This window comes from Colwellia sp. BRX10-9, assembly GCF_014077405.1.
Lineage (GTDB): Bacteria > Pseudomonadota > Gammaproteobacteria > Enterobacterales > Alteromonadaceae > Colwellia_A.
Genome location: NZ_JACGVV010000019.1, coordinates 62,372 through 80,163, shown reverse-complemented (window position 1 = coordinate 80,163; position 17,792 = coordinate 62,372). Strand labels below are relative to the sequence as shown.

Sequence of the window (17,792 nt, the reverse complement as noted above, 5' to 3'; positions counted from 1 at the left end):
CTTTCTTCAGCAGAAAATCGATAATTCCCTTTACATTTCGGGCAACCACCAAGCCTTTTTAGTGTTGCAATAGTAGGCAACCATGGAGTTCCCCACTCCCATCCAGCACCATGAACATTACAACTAATTTTTAAAGTTGTCTTAGCTGTTCCTATAAACTCTCTAGGTGCTTCGGATATAATTAGAGAGCCATTTTTAAAATTATTGAGTTCAGATATTTCCAAGAGGTGTGGGGATATCTCCAGTCCATCGATAATCATATAATGTTCCATATTTGTTGCAGAAATCATGACTCTACTTATCCTAAATACTATTGCGCCTATAAAGTTACCTTAAATAATGAAATAATGAAATTGTTGAATTACAGAAGATCAATCATTCATAGACAAATATAAAATTCACCTAGTTTAACTATCTCACTTCAATTTTTAGAAAAATATCTGATAAAACTGCTGACGTTGGTGAACGTCATTGATTGGCACTTCAAGTCATGCCAATGTAACTTCGTGACTGGCGGCAATGGTGGCTTAGTTGCCTGTCAAGATAAGGTAGGTCTACGTTTTCTTAACACTGCAAACAGCTCGAAAGCAATTAATTTTAATGTCAGCTTTCGTATCATTTAGGACACTTTACTGAATGGGAATTAGTTTAAAATTAACTATTTAGATACGAAAACAACTTACTTTAGCTTGTATCAATCGTTGTTTTCATATCCTAGTAATACAAAAGATAAGTGTTGCTCTCCCAAATTTTAATCTAAAAGTATATACTCGACTTTCAAAATCTATAAAAGGTATTCAGGATGAAGCAAGCACTCCTAGCTCTATATTTACTATTCGGTTTTAATGTGTGTTCAATAGCGTCCATCCCTGTAAGTAATGCAACGGAAGAGCAAACGGCAAAATTTTCTAAATTTTTTGAGGAAGGCAAAGTTGATCAAGATAATGCTCAAGACCAATTTAATCTTTTTATTAAGTACCTTAATGGTACAGGTGTTCCTGAGAATAAAAAGTTAGCTGTTGAATGGTGTATAAAATCTGCAAAGCAAGGTTACGAGGATGCTCAGTATTTTCTTGGGCGAATGTACTATTATGGCGACATTATTATTATTCCAGAGAATAAAAAACTAGCTTTTGAATGGTTTAATAAAGCAGCTGAGCAAGGGAATATTGGTGCGCAAAGCCATCTTGGGTATATGTACTCTAAAGGTGAGGGTGTAACAGCAGATAATAAGTATGCCTATGCTTGGTATTCTGTACAATTTGTATTGGATGATTCTAAATACACTAAAAATCAGCGAGATAGCGTAGCTACTAAACTATCTTCATCGGGCTTAGAAGAAGCCCAAGATATTGCAACTAAACTTTACGACAAAATTAATAGTAACAAGTAATTATTACTTTCAATAAAGGCTAATCATCATATAAAGTGATCCTCAAAACTAACGTCAACTTCAGGTCTGGTAACTGCCATTAGTGAAGGAAACTCTATCGTCAGCAATGCGCAAAGTGATCGTTACAAATTGAACAATGAACGACAGCTTTGGTGGCTTTGTTCTTGTTCGGGCTTAAGAGATATTGGCAAAAAATCACCATCAAAAGACTCATGTTTTTATCTATCGGGGAACGACCGCTATCAGGAAACGGTTAATGGAATGTGGTTGTTAACAAATGTCCGCTGTAGATCAAAACATACCAATTTTTTCAATATAAACTCTCAAATGCTAACGTCTTCAGTGTGGCATTAGTGAATGTTCTGCAAAACGACTCTACTTCAAATTATACCCAGTCAAAAGTTTCTCGTGATCACTATTTCCTACTAATAACGCTTAGTAAACTAATCTCGTTATCACTATTTCTAACTATTAAATACTTCTTTATGCATCACTATAATTGTCCAGAATGTTTATATTACGGGGATTGAGCACAAAAAGGTAATGCAAAGCGTTTAAAACTTTTGAAACGTCAGAAGAAATACCGTCTTGAAAGTGGCATTTATTGACGATGGCGTAACGCTAACAAAGTGGCAATGAATTATTTGCTTGTATTAAATTTAATCAGATTATAAGTCTTAACTTTATCGTTTATGTTAAACAAATTTATATATAGAATAGTGCATACAAAATATAATCCTTAGCAGAAAAAGAGAGTTCAATTGAAAAATTGGTATCAAAGTATTAATAAAGCACAAAAGTTTTTTTTGTTTTTTATCTCCCTTAGCTTAGTAGTGTTTTACGGAATAGGTTTAATCCCCTTATCAATATTGATTTACCTAAAGCTGGGCGAGGTAGTGCCACCCAAAGGAGTTATTGTTGGTGCTGAAAATTATCAAGAGGAAGCCATATCTGATTCTATAGCAAATAATACAGACGAAAAATATGAATTTGATACCCAAAATACATTACCAAATAACTCAGATAACGGCTGGCCATTGTCACTAGTGTTACTATCGTGGTTTGTAGCATTTGGTTCATTATTCTATATGGATATGAAAGAAACCGGAGGAGCAGATATTTTTGACCACCCTACGCTTGTTTGGAATGTCTTTGCTTTTGCTTCCGGCTCTATCTTTTTTCCTATACTTATCATAGCTATTGCTTCATTAAAGAAAACATACAGAAATAATAAAACACGAAAAACAATTATACTCTGGTGGTCAATACTTTGTCTTTGGACCGTTATTTTCAATATGTACCTTAAATAGATATACAGGCTAACCTTCGCTTTTTTATTACGAATAATTTGCTGTAAACATTAGATTATTAACACAATTTACAGTGCTTAACTTGAGACATAATGACTTAAAAGGAGTCTCTTATAAAAGTGGTCAGTTAGCCATTAAATGACAAGAAAAATACACCCGTAATTTCTCATACTAATGAGCGTAGTATATCATTAGTGACTACAAAACCTATTTAGTAATGGGCGACAATTGAGTGTCGAATTAAGGTAATGTAACCTTCCTATACCAACAGAAAACACGTACATAACTTTTCAGGTTATCTGAAAAGTTATGATGAAGCTTAAAGCTTGGTGATTTTATAACTAGTGATATTTAATGGTTAACGGATTTTATGACAACTCACACATTGCCGTTTTTAGCCTTAGCAGGATTAAGCTTCTTATTTGGTGAGGGTTTTAAACTTTGGCATACTGAAACTAATCAGAATGTTCGATGTTGGGGTGATTTATCACAAAAAAGGTAATGCAAAGGACTTATAACTTTTGAAACGTAATAAGTCATAATATTTCAGTTTAAATACCATCTTGAAAGTGCGCATTGAAGGCATTAGCTTTAAAATATTTGCCATATATTCTTTAATGAATCATTTGAGATAAATACAATATATAGATAAATATCAACAACCAAACCCAAGATAATGAGGTTTTAACGTTTTTATAAGTGTTAAATACTTGAGTTTTTTATCTGTATTACAATTTTCATAAATAGTTCATTATCCATATATTCGATATCCCCCCCATAGCATTGGTTTGGATCTCTTCCTGTACGCCCAGCACTTGTTCTAGTAAAACCTATCTTATATTTGATCATCCAATGATCTACAGCTGATATTTCATTTTTAGAGGGGGAATCCCCATATTTAGCTAATAGAACTTTCCTACGTTCCGCTATTTCTTCTTCCGTTTGGGGTGGAAAGACTCCTTTAGGATACATCTTATTACATATTTCCATAGTTTTAGGCTCTTTCTCAACCTTTATTACATCGTTGCGGCTTAGGTATTTATCCGTCCGTTCTTTAGAAAATTTTTCGTATAGTTCAGGATTAGCGTACTCAATACCTCCCTCAGCACACTTCTTGAAAACTTGATTATACGAGCCTGTACTTGTTCTAGTAAATCCTATCTCATACTTGAGTAGCTTTAAGTCTGCTTGAAGGTCTGAAAAATCAGGGAGTATACTATCCTCTTCCTCCTTCAGAGCCTTCCTCGTGACCGCTAACTGCTCTGCTGTTTGGGGAGGAAAAGTACCTTTAGGATATATCTTACTACAGGCTCTATACTTCGCCATTAGCTCATTAATGGACTTTTCAGCAACTTCTTCAAGCTTTCTTTCATCTAAATATTCCCTCACTTTAGGGTAAGAAAATATTAGAACTAATAGGGCGATTATAATACTTAATAATATATTGGTGTTTTTGATGGGGTAAATTCCTTTTTAGCTTAGCTTATCATCTTACCTATGAGGACTCTCACTGCTGTTTTCATAAGTAGAATAACATACTCATTGAAAAATCGAATTGAATTTTAAGACAATAATGGAAGCTATTGAGTATGTGGAAGGCTACCTCTTTGTCAGAAATAAGATAGATAACAAACATTCTAATTAGCTTAATATCTATTGGTGGTAACGTCCGGTTTTGTATCATTGTTGACTGTTTTGAGGTCGATTTTTCATTCAGAAATACGTCGGGTTTGTGGCAATTGTGAATATTACATAAAACTTTAAAATCTCATTTCATGTCTGAAAATCTCACTATTAATGTATATTTACATTGGGTTGTAACACCTACGCTAAGTTTAGGATAATCAATGTATTCAGGTCTGTTTTTTTCTTTTATATTTGGGCTGTTTTGAGAGAACCATTGTTCTGGATTATAATATGAACCCTTCGAAGGTGTGGGCAAGTCATGACCACAGCACTTACAATGACTATTTTCCTCACTGACTTCCACATGACAGTTCTGACAATATAGTTCATCCATAATTACACCCGAGAGCTATAAAAGCATATAAAACTTATTAGAAGGATTAAATTATTTTTTCTTCAGTTTAATAAATATCAGCCTTCCATATTTATTAATGCCATTCAACAGCTTAGTGAATGCCGTTTAATTGTTCGAAGAGTGAAAAGAGGGTTTGAAAAATTTTCAAACAATGCGTTATGTTAATAATATTTATTCTTGATATTATTTTTACAAACATAAGTTAGCGTTCTGAGGTCAACTTTCAACTTTTAAAAAATTACTACTTGTCAGTGAAGGGGACTACACGGTGCTTTGAAAAGGGGTATTGAATAATTACTTGTTCCAATGTCGCTTAACTGTGGCAATACTGATACTGAGGTATTTAGCTGACTTACTTTGAGATAGCCCTGTATACTTGCACTTCTGCACTTGCTCTGTCGTGCTTGTTGCAACAGGTCTACCTAACTTAACACCATCCGCCTTTTTCTTAGCTAAAGACTCTTTAGTACGGTCACTAATACGGTTACGTTCAAACTCTGCGAATGAGGCGAATAGCTGTAACATCAATTTACCTTCTGCGCTACTTAAGTCACTAACTGGTAGGTCTAAACATACGACTTTGATGTCATCAGCTAGAAGTGTTTCAATAGTAGTCTGTAAATCTACGTTGTTACGTCCTAGCCTATCTAACTTGTTAACTACCAATGTATCGCCAGCTTCTAGCTTACTAACCAACTGTGCAAATTCAGGACGTTTTAGTGCAGGTGTCTTGCCTGAAACAACTTCACTAACTTGTCTATGTGGCTCGACATTATAGCCAGAGCTTTCGATAACCATCATTTGTTGGCCTATGGTTTGGTTATCAGTTGATGTCCTCAAGTAAGCGAATGTTCTCATTTTCCTATGCCCCTATTTAGTATCAATAAAGGGTATCAACAACAAATAGGGGTGTCAACAATGTGTTTAATATGTTTTATGATACTATTTTGGTGGTGTCATTATTGGTATCAGATAGCGGTCGTTTGTTGCTACTAGCTTGTATGTGCCAATGTACGTTTCTCTTAGATTATATTGTAATAGCACTAAGAATTATTAGCTTGTACCCTAAAAAGATTAGTAAATTAATTTATAGGGCTAAATAGCTTGAGTTTAGATCACTAAGTCAATGATATTAACCTATCCAAACTGACAGCTTGATGGCATAAATGAATGTTATATAATGCGACAAACAAAATTTATACCCTGTAATAATGTTGCTAGCGATCAGTATTTCTCACTAAAAAATAATATTTCCACAATTTGTTCGAAACAGCTGTAATTAATAACTTAACCTTGAAGTTTGAAGTCAAAAAGACGCTATATCTGCTGTTATTCACTATCTAAAGCTCAATAAATGTATCTCGTGCTCATAATTTCCCACTAAAAAGAGGCTGTGATCGTTATTTCCCACTAAAGATTGGTGCCCGTTATCAATATTTCCCACTAAAAAGAAGCCGTGATCGTTATTTCCCACTAAAGATTGATGCTCGTGCTCAATATTTCTCACTAAAAACTAATGTCTGCATAATTTGTACAAAATAGCTGTAATTAGTCGCTTATCGTTGCTGTTTGAAGTCAAAAAGGCGCTATATTCACTAACTAAAGATCAACAAACTAATCTCATGATCATCATTTCCTACTAATAATTATTTAACCTTGAGCCACTTCAAGTCAATACATAGCTATATCTGCTGTTATTCACTAACTAAAGCTCAACAAACAAATTTCGTGGTCATCATTTACTACTAAATGGTTGAAATTATGTTATATTAATGTCAATTAAATAATATTTTTGGGACGATTATTACTGAGAAGTCTCCATAATAAGCTGTGTTTTTGTAGTATCAATTTAAAAAGGAATCTATTTTGGGCGGAGTAAGTATTTGGCAAATGTTAATAGTTTTTATCATATTAATTATAGGAATGTTACCTTGGGTTCTCGCTTTGATATCTAAAAAAGCAAAAGGCATGCATAAACTTATTTGGTTTCTCATGTCCTTCTTTATTTCTTGGTTAGGGTATTTGGTTTATTACTTTGTCGTCATTAAAGAGCTCCCAGAAAATAACACATAACAAGACTTTCAAACGGACAAAAAAAAGTTGGCTATTATCACCTTCGTCGCTTATTTTAGCCGACAAATTTTTGCCTGTTAACAGGTGTTATCGATACAAAAAATAATCTGAATTCAGTTCTAGCCAGTAAGTGCTAATATCAGCAAAGTGGTATAAGCGGAAGTAGAGCAACCATCAACAAAGCTCAGGTCATACCACACAGCTGACCTTAGGATTTGACACCGTTTAGCAAAGCGTTAGGGCTTTTTAGCAAACGAAAATGATTCTGAACTTGATATCAATTTTATTTCAAGGTGCCCAAATTTATTTATAGTAAAATTAGCAGGCATAGGAGTTTTATTTCCCATTAAATATATTCCTTTACCAGTATCAGTGCTAAAGATCATTTTTAACTGATTTTTAGACCACGAATCATCACCACTGATAATTGAGTCAACAAATGAAACAATTTGCTTTCCTGATTGAAATACATGTATGTGGTAACTCTCATTCTCCCAAATACCAGAAATAGAGTTATGAGCAGTTTCCTTATATTGATCGATAGTTCTTTCCCACAAAACGTCAATATTGTTAAGGTTTTTTAGATAAAACCCTTCTTGATCATAGCGATTAATTCGAATAGGTATCGTAGTTGTTTTTGTGCCATATGTCGTTGCCGTGCCATAAACAGAGCCACTACCGTTATAACCGCTAACATAAGTGGTATTTGATGTCGGTGTTATCATATTCATAAAAGATGTTCGTGTTTCTTTAAATTGAGCCGTTGTTATAAAAACGTCTGAACCTATTGACTTAGCATAAGATAAAGCTTGGGTTGGATTTTCATATGGACCGTTAAAACTTGATTTACCAATAATTAGAAGATCAGAGTAAAGTAATTCGTATAGCTCATTTAGATCAACATTACTGTATTCAAATACCATAACATTTGATGTCAACGGATATTTCTTGGGTGAAACTTGGCTATAAAATTCTTTATGCCCTACTTGAAGTTGTGCGCATCCCGTAAGCATAAGTAATCCGAAGACAATCAATACTTTATTCATAATACTCCTTAGTTGATATTATCATGAGCCCAATGCCCCATTAAGGGGCAAAAAACTGTTTGCTAAAATGTTGATACACGAAACAGCAAACTGTTTTTTGTCCTACTTGAATGGTTAGCTATACATTCCATCAACAAAGTTCTGCGCCTCGATACTTACCACAATTAGATGTTGGATCGCCAGAGAAAATGGCCATTAAAAGTAGGATGGCAAAAATTGATACTAATGTAATAACCAATAAATTTTTCCCCTTAAATTCAGGGAAAATGTCATCCAAGAACTCCCAAACAAGACATATAGCTCCGAAAACTAAAATGCATGTAAGCGGAAGTACACCTAATAAAGCAATCCAAGTAAAAATCTTTAGACCAGTAAACCCTGTTAAGAAAAAGCAAGGAATTGAAATGGCTAAAGGATACAGTACGAAATTATCAATGTTTAAATTTTTATTCATCGCCTAATCCATCAGGGAAAACATTTTGTATAGCTAATAGCTTGTATGGAGACTTCTCACTAATACGACACGACTAATTCATTAGAAAATATATGGCAAATATTTTAAAGCTAACCTAATGTCTCCAATGCGACCACAGCGGTCGTAGGGAAGTTAATATAAATTCTAGGAGTGCTGAATTTTTAGTGTTGATGTCGTCTAGGATTTACAACAAAGAGGTCAATTACTTCTTAAACTTTCGTGATGCTAACACCATCATTCCTAATGCTAAAATAGCAAATGTAGATGGTTCTGGTACTTTTACTGAAGTAAAAAAGTAACTCGTATCATATTGCTGGATTGCCCAAACACTTTCACTTAAATTTCCATCTTCAAATTGAATGAAATTTTGGTTAGATATATTGTTTGATTGACGAATTTGCATAACATCCCAAGTATCAAAATTTCTAAGCATTATAGCCACATCTGAAAACTCATTTTGAGTAGAAAAATTAAGTGATAACGAATTTTTATTACTTATAACTTCCAATGTTCCCCCTATTGATCCTCCAGAAGATAAACTCCAAATAGAGTTAGAGTTGTTCAATGTAAATGAAATTTCATCGCCAGTATATCCTGTAAATGAGTAATTAGAATTATTAAAAAAATGTTCTATATCCCATTCATCAGTAAAGATCCCGTACTCTTCCGTTTCAATTGTTGCTTGCCAAGAAGTTAACATAGTGAAGTTAGGTGAATATATACCTGATGTGAAATCGATAATACCAGCATTGACAGCATTGCTCATTATCAGAGATATACAAAAAAAAGAAACGTAATACAATTTCATTTAATATTCCTTTATTTAGACCATTCCGTAATTTGGAAGAAAATCTTTAATACAACAAATTTTATTAGTAAGTAAACTATACACCCAAAAACAATTAAAACATAACTTTCAAATACATAAGTGGGGTGGTTAATTGGATAATTCGAAATTGTAAAAATAGCTAACAATAATGGTGGTGTAACCTAATTATCCAAATGGGATAAATGTATATCGCAATTTGATAGCTATATCACTTTTATAAACCCATGAGTAAAATGGACTCCACTGACAGCAATGGGATTTCAGCAAACCTTAGGATTAACGAGTTCCTAGCTTCCTCTTAGCGCACTTTTTTGACGTTAGCTTTTGGTGAGGGCAAAGCTACCAGTGTTCATTGTTCTAAGGTCACCAGCTGCAACAGAGGAAAAGTTAGGATTTTAGAAATCACACTGAAATAATTTGTATGTTTTGATCTACAGCGGACATAGTTGAGCAATCACATTCCTCTGGCAATTTCCCGATAGCAAACGTTGCCCATGATAAAAATATGAATTTTTTTATGATGACTTTTTGCCAGTAAGTCGTTCAGCCTGAGTTTGAACAAAGCCACCATAAAAATCGTTCTCACACTTCCTTTAAAATGAACTCAAGGCACATTGCTGGCATTAACGGTTATTATCTAACGTCGGCTTCAATATTATTATTCACAACAGCAATTGAGTCTTTTGGCATCCTAAAAATGGACACAAACTTAAGATAAATTAAATACTACCATATTGGCTTCTAGAGGTGATCTATGAGTAATTTATTTAGCAACCTTAAAACTACTGTGTTCTGGATTGTGTTTCTATCTGGGTATTTTCCAGTTAATATGATTCTAGCGTTTATATGCTGACAAGTCAGATCTAGCAATTTCTTTTCTTGTGCCATTTTATGGTTTGTTTGTTTGTTGCGTTGTTTTAATAGGTATTATGTGAATAGACATCAATAGTGAGATTTCTAGACATGAAATGAGATTGAGACGTTTTATGTAATATTCACTTTTGCCACAGAGAAGACATTAGCACTAAAAGACTAAAGTTGATTTCGGATTAGTTTTTGTATCGATAACGCCTCAATAAAAGGCTAAAAGTAGTTGGTTAAAATAAGTGACGAAGGAGTAAATAGCCAACTGTTACTTGTCCTGCTTGAATGGCTTATACGCATTTTCTGAAAGTAATCTGAGAATTAATATCTACAGAAATCTTATCAATATCTTCAATTCCAACTACAAATGATATATCAGCAATAGAGCCGATATGAGTTTTTAATGCGTCATCACCCGATACATTCGGTACGCAAATTCTAAACTCATTTTGATGTTTGAAACTCAGGTCTTTGTCAAAAGGTGTAAGTAGCCTATTTATTTTCCGAAAATCTACATAATTAACAACATCTCTTCTATATGATTTATCGAAATGATTATCTAGTCTTTCAAAAAATGATTTAAGATCAAAAATTACAGTAACTGAATCATACTCAAATTTTTCAATTAGCTCATGATCAATAATAGAGGATAAAGTATCGATATTATTCACCGGAGTAATTGCGTAATACATACAATAAACTCTTGTAGATTCATAAGCCTTATTAAACTCCCTGTGCACAATATTCTCAAATGTGCCTACTTCGACATTCTTTCCACTTTCTGAATCTAGCCTGCTCAAAATTACTTTTGGGTGATAAGCTACTTTATGGGCACCTTCATTCTTATCGCACACCTGTGAGTTATCTGACTCTCGATAAGACTTTAATGTTCCCATATAAAGTTCACCATTTTGACATAGCTCTTGTAAATTTTCTGACTTACCAAATTTTAAGAGTAAATGTAAATCCAATTTTGATTCCTCAAATATGTGAGATAACGTATTCGTACAACACTTATTAGGCGGACAAAAGCCTATTTTTTTTACAGGAAATTAACAGTCTAAATCTTTATATTAGAAATAAAATTTACCTTTAAATTCTCAGTATATCAAGCGTTTAACATTTTCCTTTAATGAGTTTTGAAGAAAGCATGTTTTTATCTCATCTTCTCGGGTGAAAGTGTGCAAAAAGCATAAGAAAATATATGGCAATTTATTTGTAGCTAATTTCGTCAATGCACCAAGGGGACATTAAAACCTACAAATATTAGTGGTAAAAACTAACCGGTTTGGGATTTTGTTTAATCGTCACTTATGCCACTTTGCTGACTTTAAATAGAAACAAAAAACAGCCCTTTAAGGACTGCTTTGTGCCAACTGGAGGCATACAAGTAATCTAAAACATGATACTTTGCTTCTTGTATTAGATGATATTTACTACGAATCGCCATTTGCTAATATACATCAGTAATGAACCAACATTGCAGTTCTTCTTCCACTATTTTCTCTACTGGTAATGCACTATTACACTTTTCTGCAAGTCTATAATTTATTTCAATAACTACGTCATGTGAATCGGGTGAACCTTTTTGTAAGTTAAATAACTTTATATTTCCATGAACGGTGTTAGCTGAAGCCGAAGAAGATAATGCCATTAATAAGATTGGTAAGCACTTATTTATCTTTCCTTGTAAGTTGGTTTTCGGAATCCGAAACTTGGGTTAATTCATTAGTAGGGTTAATTAAATTCCCATTACTTTTTGAGTGACATACCATCGACAAAATCACTGGACTTGTATATCACACCCTACACTCATATGTTGTGATTACTTATATAATCCCCATGCAAAACAACCTCACAACTCCCTAGTTCTGAGAGTTTAATGTTCGTCATATCATTCTTTTTAGCATCTTTATACCATTTAACTAACATGTAACCATTACCCGAATTGTCGATAGAAAGCTGAGCTTTAGAATGACCACTATGAAAAAAATCATAGTCAATAATCAATCCTTCAGCATTATTATCCTCATCTTTCACAGTGGCAATGTTTTTAATTTCCCAAGCCCCACTACTAGGTAGTGGCCCCCATGCAGGGTTTGCCTGAAAAAACACAAGCGTTTTACCATGATTTCGACCAAAAACAATGGGTTCAACATCACGGCCATCGTTATTATATTGGAGGCAGTCTATCCGCCACCCATCATTGACGACCAAATCAAACCTTTTACGTAAAGAGAAAGGCACCCCATGCTCATTCAAATTGGTTTTTTCAATAACTACAGGAGGTGGTGTTGATGATGCGTTAAAAAGTTCAGTAGCGCTAGAGCAACCAGCTATGAGTATAATACCAGCAAGCACCGATGTTATTTTCAATGTTGCATTACAATATAGATATTTCATTCTTAGTTTCCTTGGTAAATTATTGAGTAAAATTTGACAGTACTAATTGATCGACGAAACTAATAAATTAACTTTTTGGGTTGCTCATATGTGTCAATTATATATGTCGTGGTTAATTCACATTTAGACGCACTGTATCCTTTTGGTGTTGCTTTAGGTTAAAATTTTACTTCTAATCCATCACACAAGTTACTTAGATCACTTTTATTTATAAAATCATTATAATGAAAAAAATAACTAGTCGAGTCTTCACCCTTTATAAAGCCGTATCTCTTATCACTAATAAATGTCGTAACTTTTCCTTTAATGTTTTTTACTCGATTTATTGCTTACGATTTATGAATAATCTCTAGCATCTCATTATACTCTGATTCACTTATTTCAGGTAAATCTGTATGACAATAACGGCACAGCTTAGCTTCCACTTTAACCTCTTCAGCACAAGCAGGACACTTTCTATATACATCATCTGCCTTTTCAGTTTTATTTTTACTAAAAAAAGAAATAGATAATCCCATAAATAAAATGGCTACTATTTGAAGGAATAATTGCTGCATATTGATAAAATCATATACATTCATTGTTCCAAAGAATGTTTGATATTGCTGAAATATAAAGCCATATCCACTATAAGTTCCATTTTCAAAAGGTGGAAAAATGATAGAAAGCAGTACGCCTGTAATTGATAAATATTTGCCTATTATTTTCATAATTAGTTCCTTTAAATATAAAAAATCAAGTAAGGTAACACGCACTGGTAAAGCCACTACCTTTCGCAAATCGTGAAGGCTGGTCTTTTTGCGTGTATAAGTTTCCCTATACTTGCCTTTTTCAATATTATTTATGGTATGCAAGTCTAATTGCATGTAAAAAAACAATAAAATGCTATAAATAGTAAACGTTGTCAACAATATCCTTTCAATAAACGAATAAATATTTAACAAAGCATTAGCTTCAGTGGCATAGTTAATTTGGTCACATTATTAGAGGTAACAGTATTAAGTTGTTATGTCTTTAAAGTCGTGTTTTTAGCGTTCAGAGACAGAGTGTCACTAACTGTATTGATCTTAGAAGGGACGTAGATAATGGAGGTTTTTATAACCATGAAATGAGTCTCAAAACCGATTTCGTTAATGTCCGCTAAGCCAAATATTTTAAAGTTAGCTGTTGAACTGCTTAGGTCAACTAACAGGTCTACAGTTGACCTCAACAAGCAATATAAATTTCAAATCATTACTTCTTCTTTGCGCATCAAGGGAACATTAGCACTGATAAATATTAGTGCTAAAAGCTAAGCTTCTTGAGTGATTGGGTTTATCCGTCACTTATGCCACTTTGGAGACATTAAGGAGTCCAGTAGAGGTAACATTTTGGATTAGATTTTGTATCGATAATATTTAATAACCGGTTAAACTGACCAATAGAAAAACTTGTTAAGCATTGGCAATATTTACGCATACTGAGCGCAATTCAGTTAGTCTTTTAAGCTTTAACGGGTTCTTTGCTAAATTCATAAGCGGGGTATATTTTTTTATTAATAAAGTCTCTAAAGCTTCAAAATCACTATCACAACAGACCCAGTTGACCATAACATTGGTATTTATCCAGTCTATTATTAACTGCTCATCAACTTTGTTGAAATTATAGTTACGTTTATTTTTCTTTTCATTAAGTGAACCTTCTTCAGGTCGATAACCTAATATAGCACCTAGACTTCTAAAAAAAGTTCCATGTCCTTTTGCTCGTAGTTCTTGATTTAAAAATCTAGTCTTTAAGCTATTTGAAGCTAAACCAATATATATTACATTGCTATCTCTAGACTTTAACTCAGCACTAAATCCAGTAGGAAGAGTATTTATATCTCGAATTTTAATACAATAAAAACCAGATTCATCAGGAACCTTATAATCTATTAAGCCAGCACTAATCATATTACTGTCATTCATTAAAGCCGCTTCAATAGAAAAAAACTTTTGTTCACCCATAATTGAAACTCTAAATAATCTTCTTATTGTTAAGTTACAATGTAACTTGTTGGCTGTCTAGCAAAGAAGGTAAGTCCTCTCAGTATACTGTTAGCTACTTCAGCTCATGCCAAAAGCGGAAGCTGGCAATTGAGGGAGAATGTTGATTCGGATTAGGTTTTGTATGGATAACTAATTACTAAGCGGCAATAAAATAACTGGCTAAAATTAGCGAGGAAAGAGCAAAAGCCAGCTGTTTTTTGTCCGTTTAAACAACTTAATATGTTGAAGTCTAGTCCGAGGAGCAAGCTTTTTTATTAATTACAATTTCATCAATGTAGACCATGTCTTGGTCATAATATGTAGAAATATAATCGATGCCACTATCAATTAATCCCCTAGTTGAAGGATTAAGGCAAGTTAGTTTTATTTGTTGATTATAGATTATTCCCGATGGTTCAAAGAATTTTATGGCATCAGCTCTAGTGAGTTGTTTTTTACCTAAACTTATAAGTTGTTCATTAAGTTCATTAATCCATTTATCAAACTGAAATTTAACAGTTTGTGTCATGGCAAAGCCTGAACCAAGAATTCTTAAAACACTAAGGTGGCTATCGATATTACTTCCATATTTTTCGAGTTGCTCTCTTTGCATTGTGACAGTTTGTTTGATTACCTGATGTTTTCCTAAGCGCTCAACAAGGTCAATTGAAGCTTTGTAGTCGGGATGTTCATGTATGAACGACTCGGATGCAATACCAGAAAAAGGGATAAAAACTAAAAATAAGAGAAATTTATTCATTTAATACCTATTAAAAAAACGCAACAAACAAACCATAAAATGGTACTAGAAATGAAATTGCTAGATCTGACTTGTCACCATATATAAACGCTAGAATCATATTAACTGGAAAATACCCAGATAGAAACACAACCCCAAACACTGTAGATTTAAGATTACTGAAAACATCATTCATAGATCACCTCTCGAAGCCAACATGATACTTTGGAAATTCAACGCTAAGCTAAGTGGAAATAATGGTTGGCTATAATCGCAAAGCGATGTCCAAATGTTATTTTTCCGTTTAAGCAACTTGTTGAGTTTTTATGATTTACTGAATTCAACGTCAACTACTTTAGCTACCGATTTACCTTCAATCCAGTCAGTTAAAGCAGAATCAAGTGTATAGTATTTCCCTTTTTCCATTTCTTTTACGTAGCCAGCTTTTAAAGGCTTATTATCGCTACCAGATGAATATTTACTTACAAGAACAGGATGATAGTCCTCTTCAAAAATTGTATTCCCATTTTTGTCTTGGAAATAAACAATAACTTTAACTTTATCTAGAGACCTATCCCCATTATTTTTAAGAGAAATTCTAACAGCAGGCACTGCTTTTTTAGAATATGTATCGATTCGTTTAGCTGAAAATTCAGTTATTGTGACTTTCTCAATGTAATTCATTTTTTCAGTGAATTCATTCATAGTCTTGGTTGCTTTTTCTATTCCACTTTCAGCGGCTTCTACACCAGAAGTTATTTCACTCAAGTCTTTATATTTTGCAATAGCTTCTTTGAACTTATTGCTATCAAGAAGCTCTTGAGCTTCATTTTTTAAAACTTTAACTTTTTTTCGTTCTGCTTCTTTCATTTCTCGCTTAATTCTGTCTTTTTCTAGGTTAACTTTGTACTTTTCTAAGATTTGCTCTCCGTTTAAGCCGTTGATTTTTTGTAAGTTGACTGCTACCAACGCCTCATTAGAAACCTTTGAAGATTTACCCGAAAATGCGGCACCCATCATTGACTTAAATCCGTCAGAACCACCCATGGTAAAATACATTAACGCTTTTGTGAATTCTTCACGATTAGCTTCAGGTAAAGCACTAACTATTTTTTGTGTAGACTCTTTAATTGTTACCTCACTTGAAGCATCAAATTTCTCAGGCCCAAAACAACCAGTAAGCAGCACAATAAGACTAAGGGCTAATAATTTTTTCATAAGAATTCCTTTTTATTAATTCCATATTTAAGAAAGTATTTAATGGTATATCCAATATCTTTAAACTGCTGAGTTAGACGATTAAAAAAACAGCTTGTTATGTATAAGTCTCAGCAATAAACGCACTATAAGTAATATTTAATTAACGCTAATATCCCATACTTTCAGAGTATTAGAAACTAGTAATGCTAAATCATATGTATATTAGGGCGTGTTACTAACACGTCTCGAAAAATCATACTGACTTCCCTATAAAAGGGCATTACATCGTTTACGCTAGTAGTTAATGAATTAGAAAATATATGGCAAAATTTTTAACTGGAATGTCAGCAATGCGCACAAAGTGATCATTAATGTCTTTCTGTCTCGACAACTTAGGAATGAGTGTCAGTCTTATGTCTAAAAATTGAATTCACTTGAAATCATTATCTTCTGAAACTGTTTTTTTTGCTGGCGACTCCTGTTGAGATTCTCTCATTTATGAAGTCTATTCACATAATCCCCCATCGCCACAATAGTATTTTCTCTTGACAAATCAATTAAATATGATATTTATTTCCTTATTGACATGACTTCATATGAAGTTACAATTACACATATAGAGGTTATTATTAATATAGATAATATCAGCAAAAGGAATTGCGACCCGCAGAACATGGAAGCGTTCCTTTGTCTTATCTACGATATTGTTAAACATAAATATTTTGTTAAATTTTACGTGGGCAACCATAGGGCGTTTTTATAAAAGTAGAAAACAAACCAATGTCAAAGGACATAAATAGACGTTGGCATCATGAATGGCGTTAGAAATAGCATCAGTTATTTATAAAAAGGATGGATACAAATGATTATATATAATACAGATAAAAATATGCGTTGTGATATTTCAAATAATGAAAGATTTCATAAAACTAAAGTTGAGTTAAGTGCTTGCTTTGTTGTGATGAAATGCGAGATTTTGGGCATAGGTGAAGATTGGAAAGAAGAAAAAGTTTATTGCGGAATTGTTCATGATTTAACTAATGAAAGTGAATTGCAAAAAATATTGGATTATGGAAATAAAGCTTATGATTTGATCGACTTTTGCCGTTCAACTTAATAAGCAGCCGCTAGAGCAACGATTAAAAACAAAAAAGTATCTACACAAAACTGATTTATAGAAGCAACAGGCATTTTAAATAACACTGCAATAATTGCGTTAACTGTTTTAGATGATGAAAGCGGTCATAAGGCTTGTTTTATTTATTGTGATTAGACATTACGAATAAGATTATCTCAACAAGAAGAATCAGCGGAATTAACAGCTTCAAGAGATAACATTTTCGAGCTAAATCGATGTTTAGACATAGAGTTGACACTCATTCATAAGTGTCGAGACTGAAATACAATAATAAT

The 17,792-nt window shown here is 33.3% G+C and carries 16 protein-coding genes and 1 riboswitch; of the genes, 3 read left to right on the top strand and 13 right to left on the bottom strand.

The window, feature by feature from the left end; all coding sequences use genetic code 11:
* Window positions 1-290: hypothetical protein (locus H4J69_RS12370; RefSeq protein ID WP_182245098.1), on the bottom strand; the 290-nt coding region annotated here is incomplete at its 3' end.
* Between the two features lie 512 nt (window positions 291-802).
* Here H4J69_RS12370 and H4J69_RS12365 point away from each other — a divergent pair.
* Window positions 803-1,393, top strand: coding sequence for a tetratricopeptide repeat protein (locus tag H4J69_RS12365; RefSeq protein WP_182245099.1), 591 nt, complete (start codon window positions 803-805; stop codon window positions 1,391-1,393).
* Between the two features lie 761 nt (window positions 1,394-2,154).
* Window positions 2,155-2,703: a hypothetical protein gene (locus H4J69_RS12360; RefSeq protein ID WP_182245100.1), complete on the top strand. Its 549-nt coding sequence runs from the start codon at window positions 2,155-2,157 to the stop codon at window positions 2,701-2,703.
* A gap of 702 nt (window positions 2,704-3,405) precedes the next feature.
* On the opposite strand, the gene H4J69_RS12355 is transcribed toward H4J69_RS12360, so the two are convergent.
* The 12 genes from H4J69_RS12355 to H4J69_RS12300 all read right to left on the bottom strand — a co-directional run bounded on the left by H4J69_RS12355 (window position 3,406) and on the right by H4J69_RS12300 (window position 16,397).
* Complete coding sequence (locus H4J69_RS12355) at window positions 3,406-4,092, bottom strand: hypothetical protein (RefSeq protein WP_182245101.1); 687 nt, start codon at window positions 4,090-4,092, stop codon at window positions 3,406-3,408.
* Window positions 4,093-5,038: 946 nt separating this feature from the next.
* Window positions 5,039-5,602 (bottom strand): recombinase family protein, encoded by a 564-nt coding sequence (locus H4J69_RS12350; protein ID WP_182245102.1) that lies wholly within the window; start codon window positions 5,600-5,602, stop codon window positions 5,039-5,041.
* Between the two features lie 1,451 nt (window positions 5,603-7,053).
* Window positions 7,054-7,863, bottom strand: a complete 810-nt coding sequence (locus H4J69_RS12345; protein ID WP_182245103.1) for a hypothetical protein — start codon at window positions 7,861-7,863, stop codon at window positions 7,054-7,056.
* A 130-nt stretch (window positions 7,864-7,993) separates the two neighbouring features.
* Window positions 7,994-8,317, bottom strand: coding sequence for a hypothetical protein (locus tag H4J69_RS12340; protein ID WP_182245104.1), 324 nt, complete (start codon window positions 8,315-8,317; stop codon window positions 7,994-7,996).
* Between the two features lie 223 nt (window positions 8,318-8,540).
* Window positions 8,541-9,146, bottom strand: a complete 606-nt coding sequence (locus H4J69_RS12335; RefSeq protein WP_182245105.1) for a PEP-CTERM sorting domain-containing protein — start codon at window positions 9,144-9,146, stop codon at window positions 8,541-8,543.
* A gap of 1,175 nt (window positions 9,147-10,321) precedes the next feature.
* On the bottom strand, window positions 10,322-11,002 hold the full coding sequence (locus tag H4J69_RS12330) for a hypothetical protein (protein ID WP_182245106.1): 681 nt from the start codon (window positions 11,000-11,002) through the stop codon (window positions 10,322-10,324).
* 841 nt (window positions 11,003-11,843) lie between these two features.
* A complete protein-coding gene (locus tag H4J69_RS12325; RefSeq protein ID WP_182251970.1) occupies window positions 11,844-12,434 on the bottom strand; it encodes a hypothetical protein in 591 nt (196 codons plus the stop codon).
* Window positions 12,435-12,592: 158 nt separating this feature from the next.
* Window positions 12,593-12,742, bottom strand: coding sequence for a cold-shock protein (locus tag H4J69_RS20485; protein WP_404842821.1), 150 nt, complete (start codon window positions 12,740-12,742; stop codon window positions 12,593-12,595).
* Between the two features lie 21 nt (window positions 12,743-12,763).
* Window positions 12,764-13,144, bottom strand: coding sequence for a zinc ribbon domain-containing protein (locus H4J69_RS12315; protein ID WP_182244902.1), 381 nt, complete (start codon window positions 13,142-13,144; stop codon window positions 12,764-12,766).
* Window positions 13,145-13,187: 43 nt separating this feature from the next.
* Window positions 13,188-13,271: riboswitch (cyclic di-GMP riboswitch) on the bottom strand.
* Window positions 13,272-13,867: 596 nt separating this feature from the next.
* Window positions 13,868-14,419, bottom strand: a complete 552-nt coding sequence (locus H4J69_RS12310) for a GIY-YIG nuclease family protein (RefSeq protein ID WP_182244903.1) — start codon at window positions 14,417-14,419, stop codon at window positions 13,868-13,870.
* 271 nt (window positions 14,420-14,690) lie between these two features.
* Entirely contained in the window at window positions 14,691-15,200 is a 510-nt protein-coding gene (locus H4J69_RS12305; RefSeq protein WP_182244904.1) for a hypothetical protein, read from the bottom strand.
* Window positions 15,201-15,503: 303 nt separating this feature from the next.
* Window positions 15,504-16,397, bottom strand: coding sequence for a DUF6694 family lipoprotein (locus H4J69_RS12300; RefSeq protein ID WP_182244905.1), 894 nt, complete (start codon window positions 16,395-16,397; stop codon window positions 15,504-15,506).
* 844 nt (window positions 16,398-17,241) lie between these two features.
* Between H4J69_RS12300 and H4J69_RS12295 the strand changes: the two genes are divergently transcribed.
* On the top strand, window positions 17,242-17,496 hold the full coding sequence (locus H4J69_RS12295) for a hypothetical protein (RefSeq protein WP_182244906.1): 255 nt from the start codon (window positions 17,242-17,244) through the stop codon (window positions 17,494-17,496).
* Window positions 17,497-17,792: the final 296 nt, after the last annotated feature.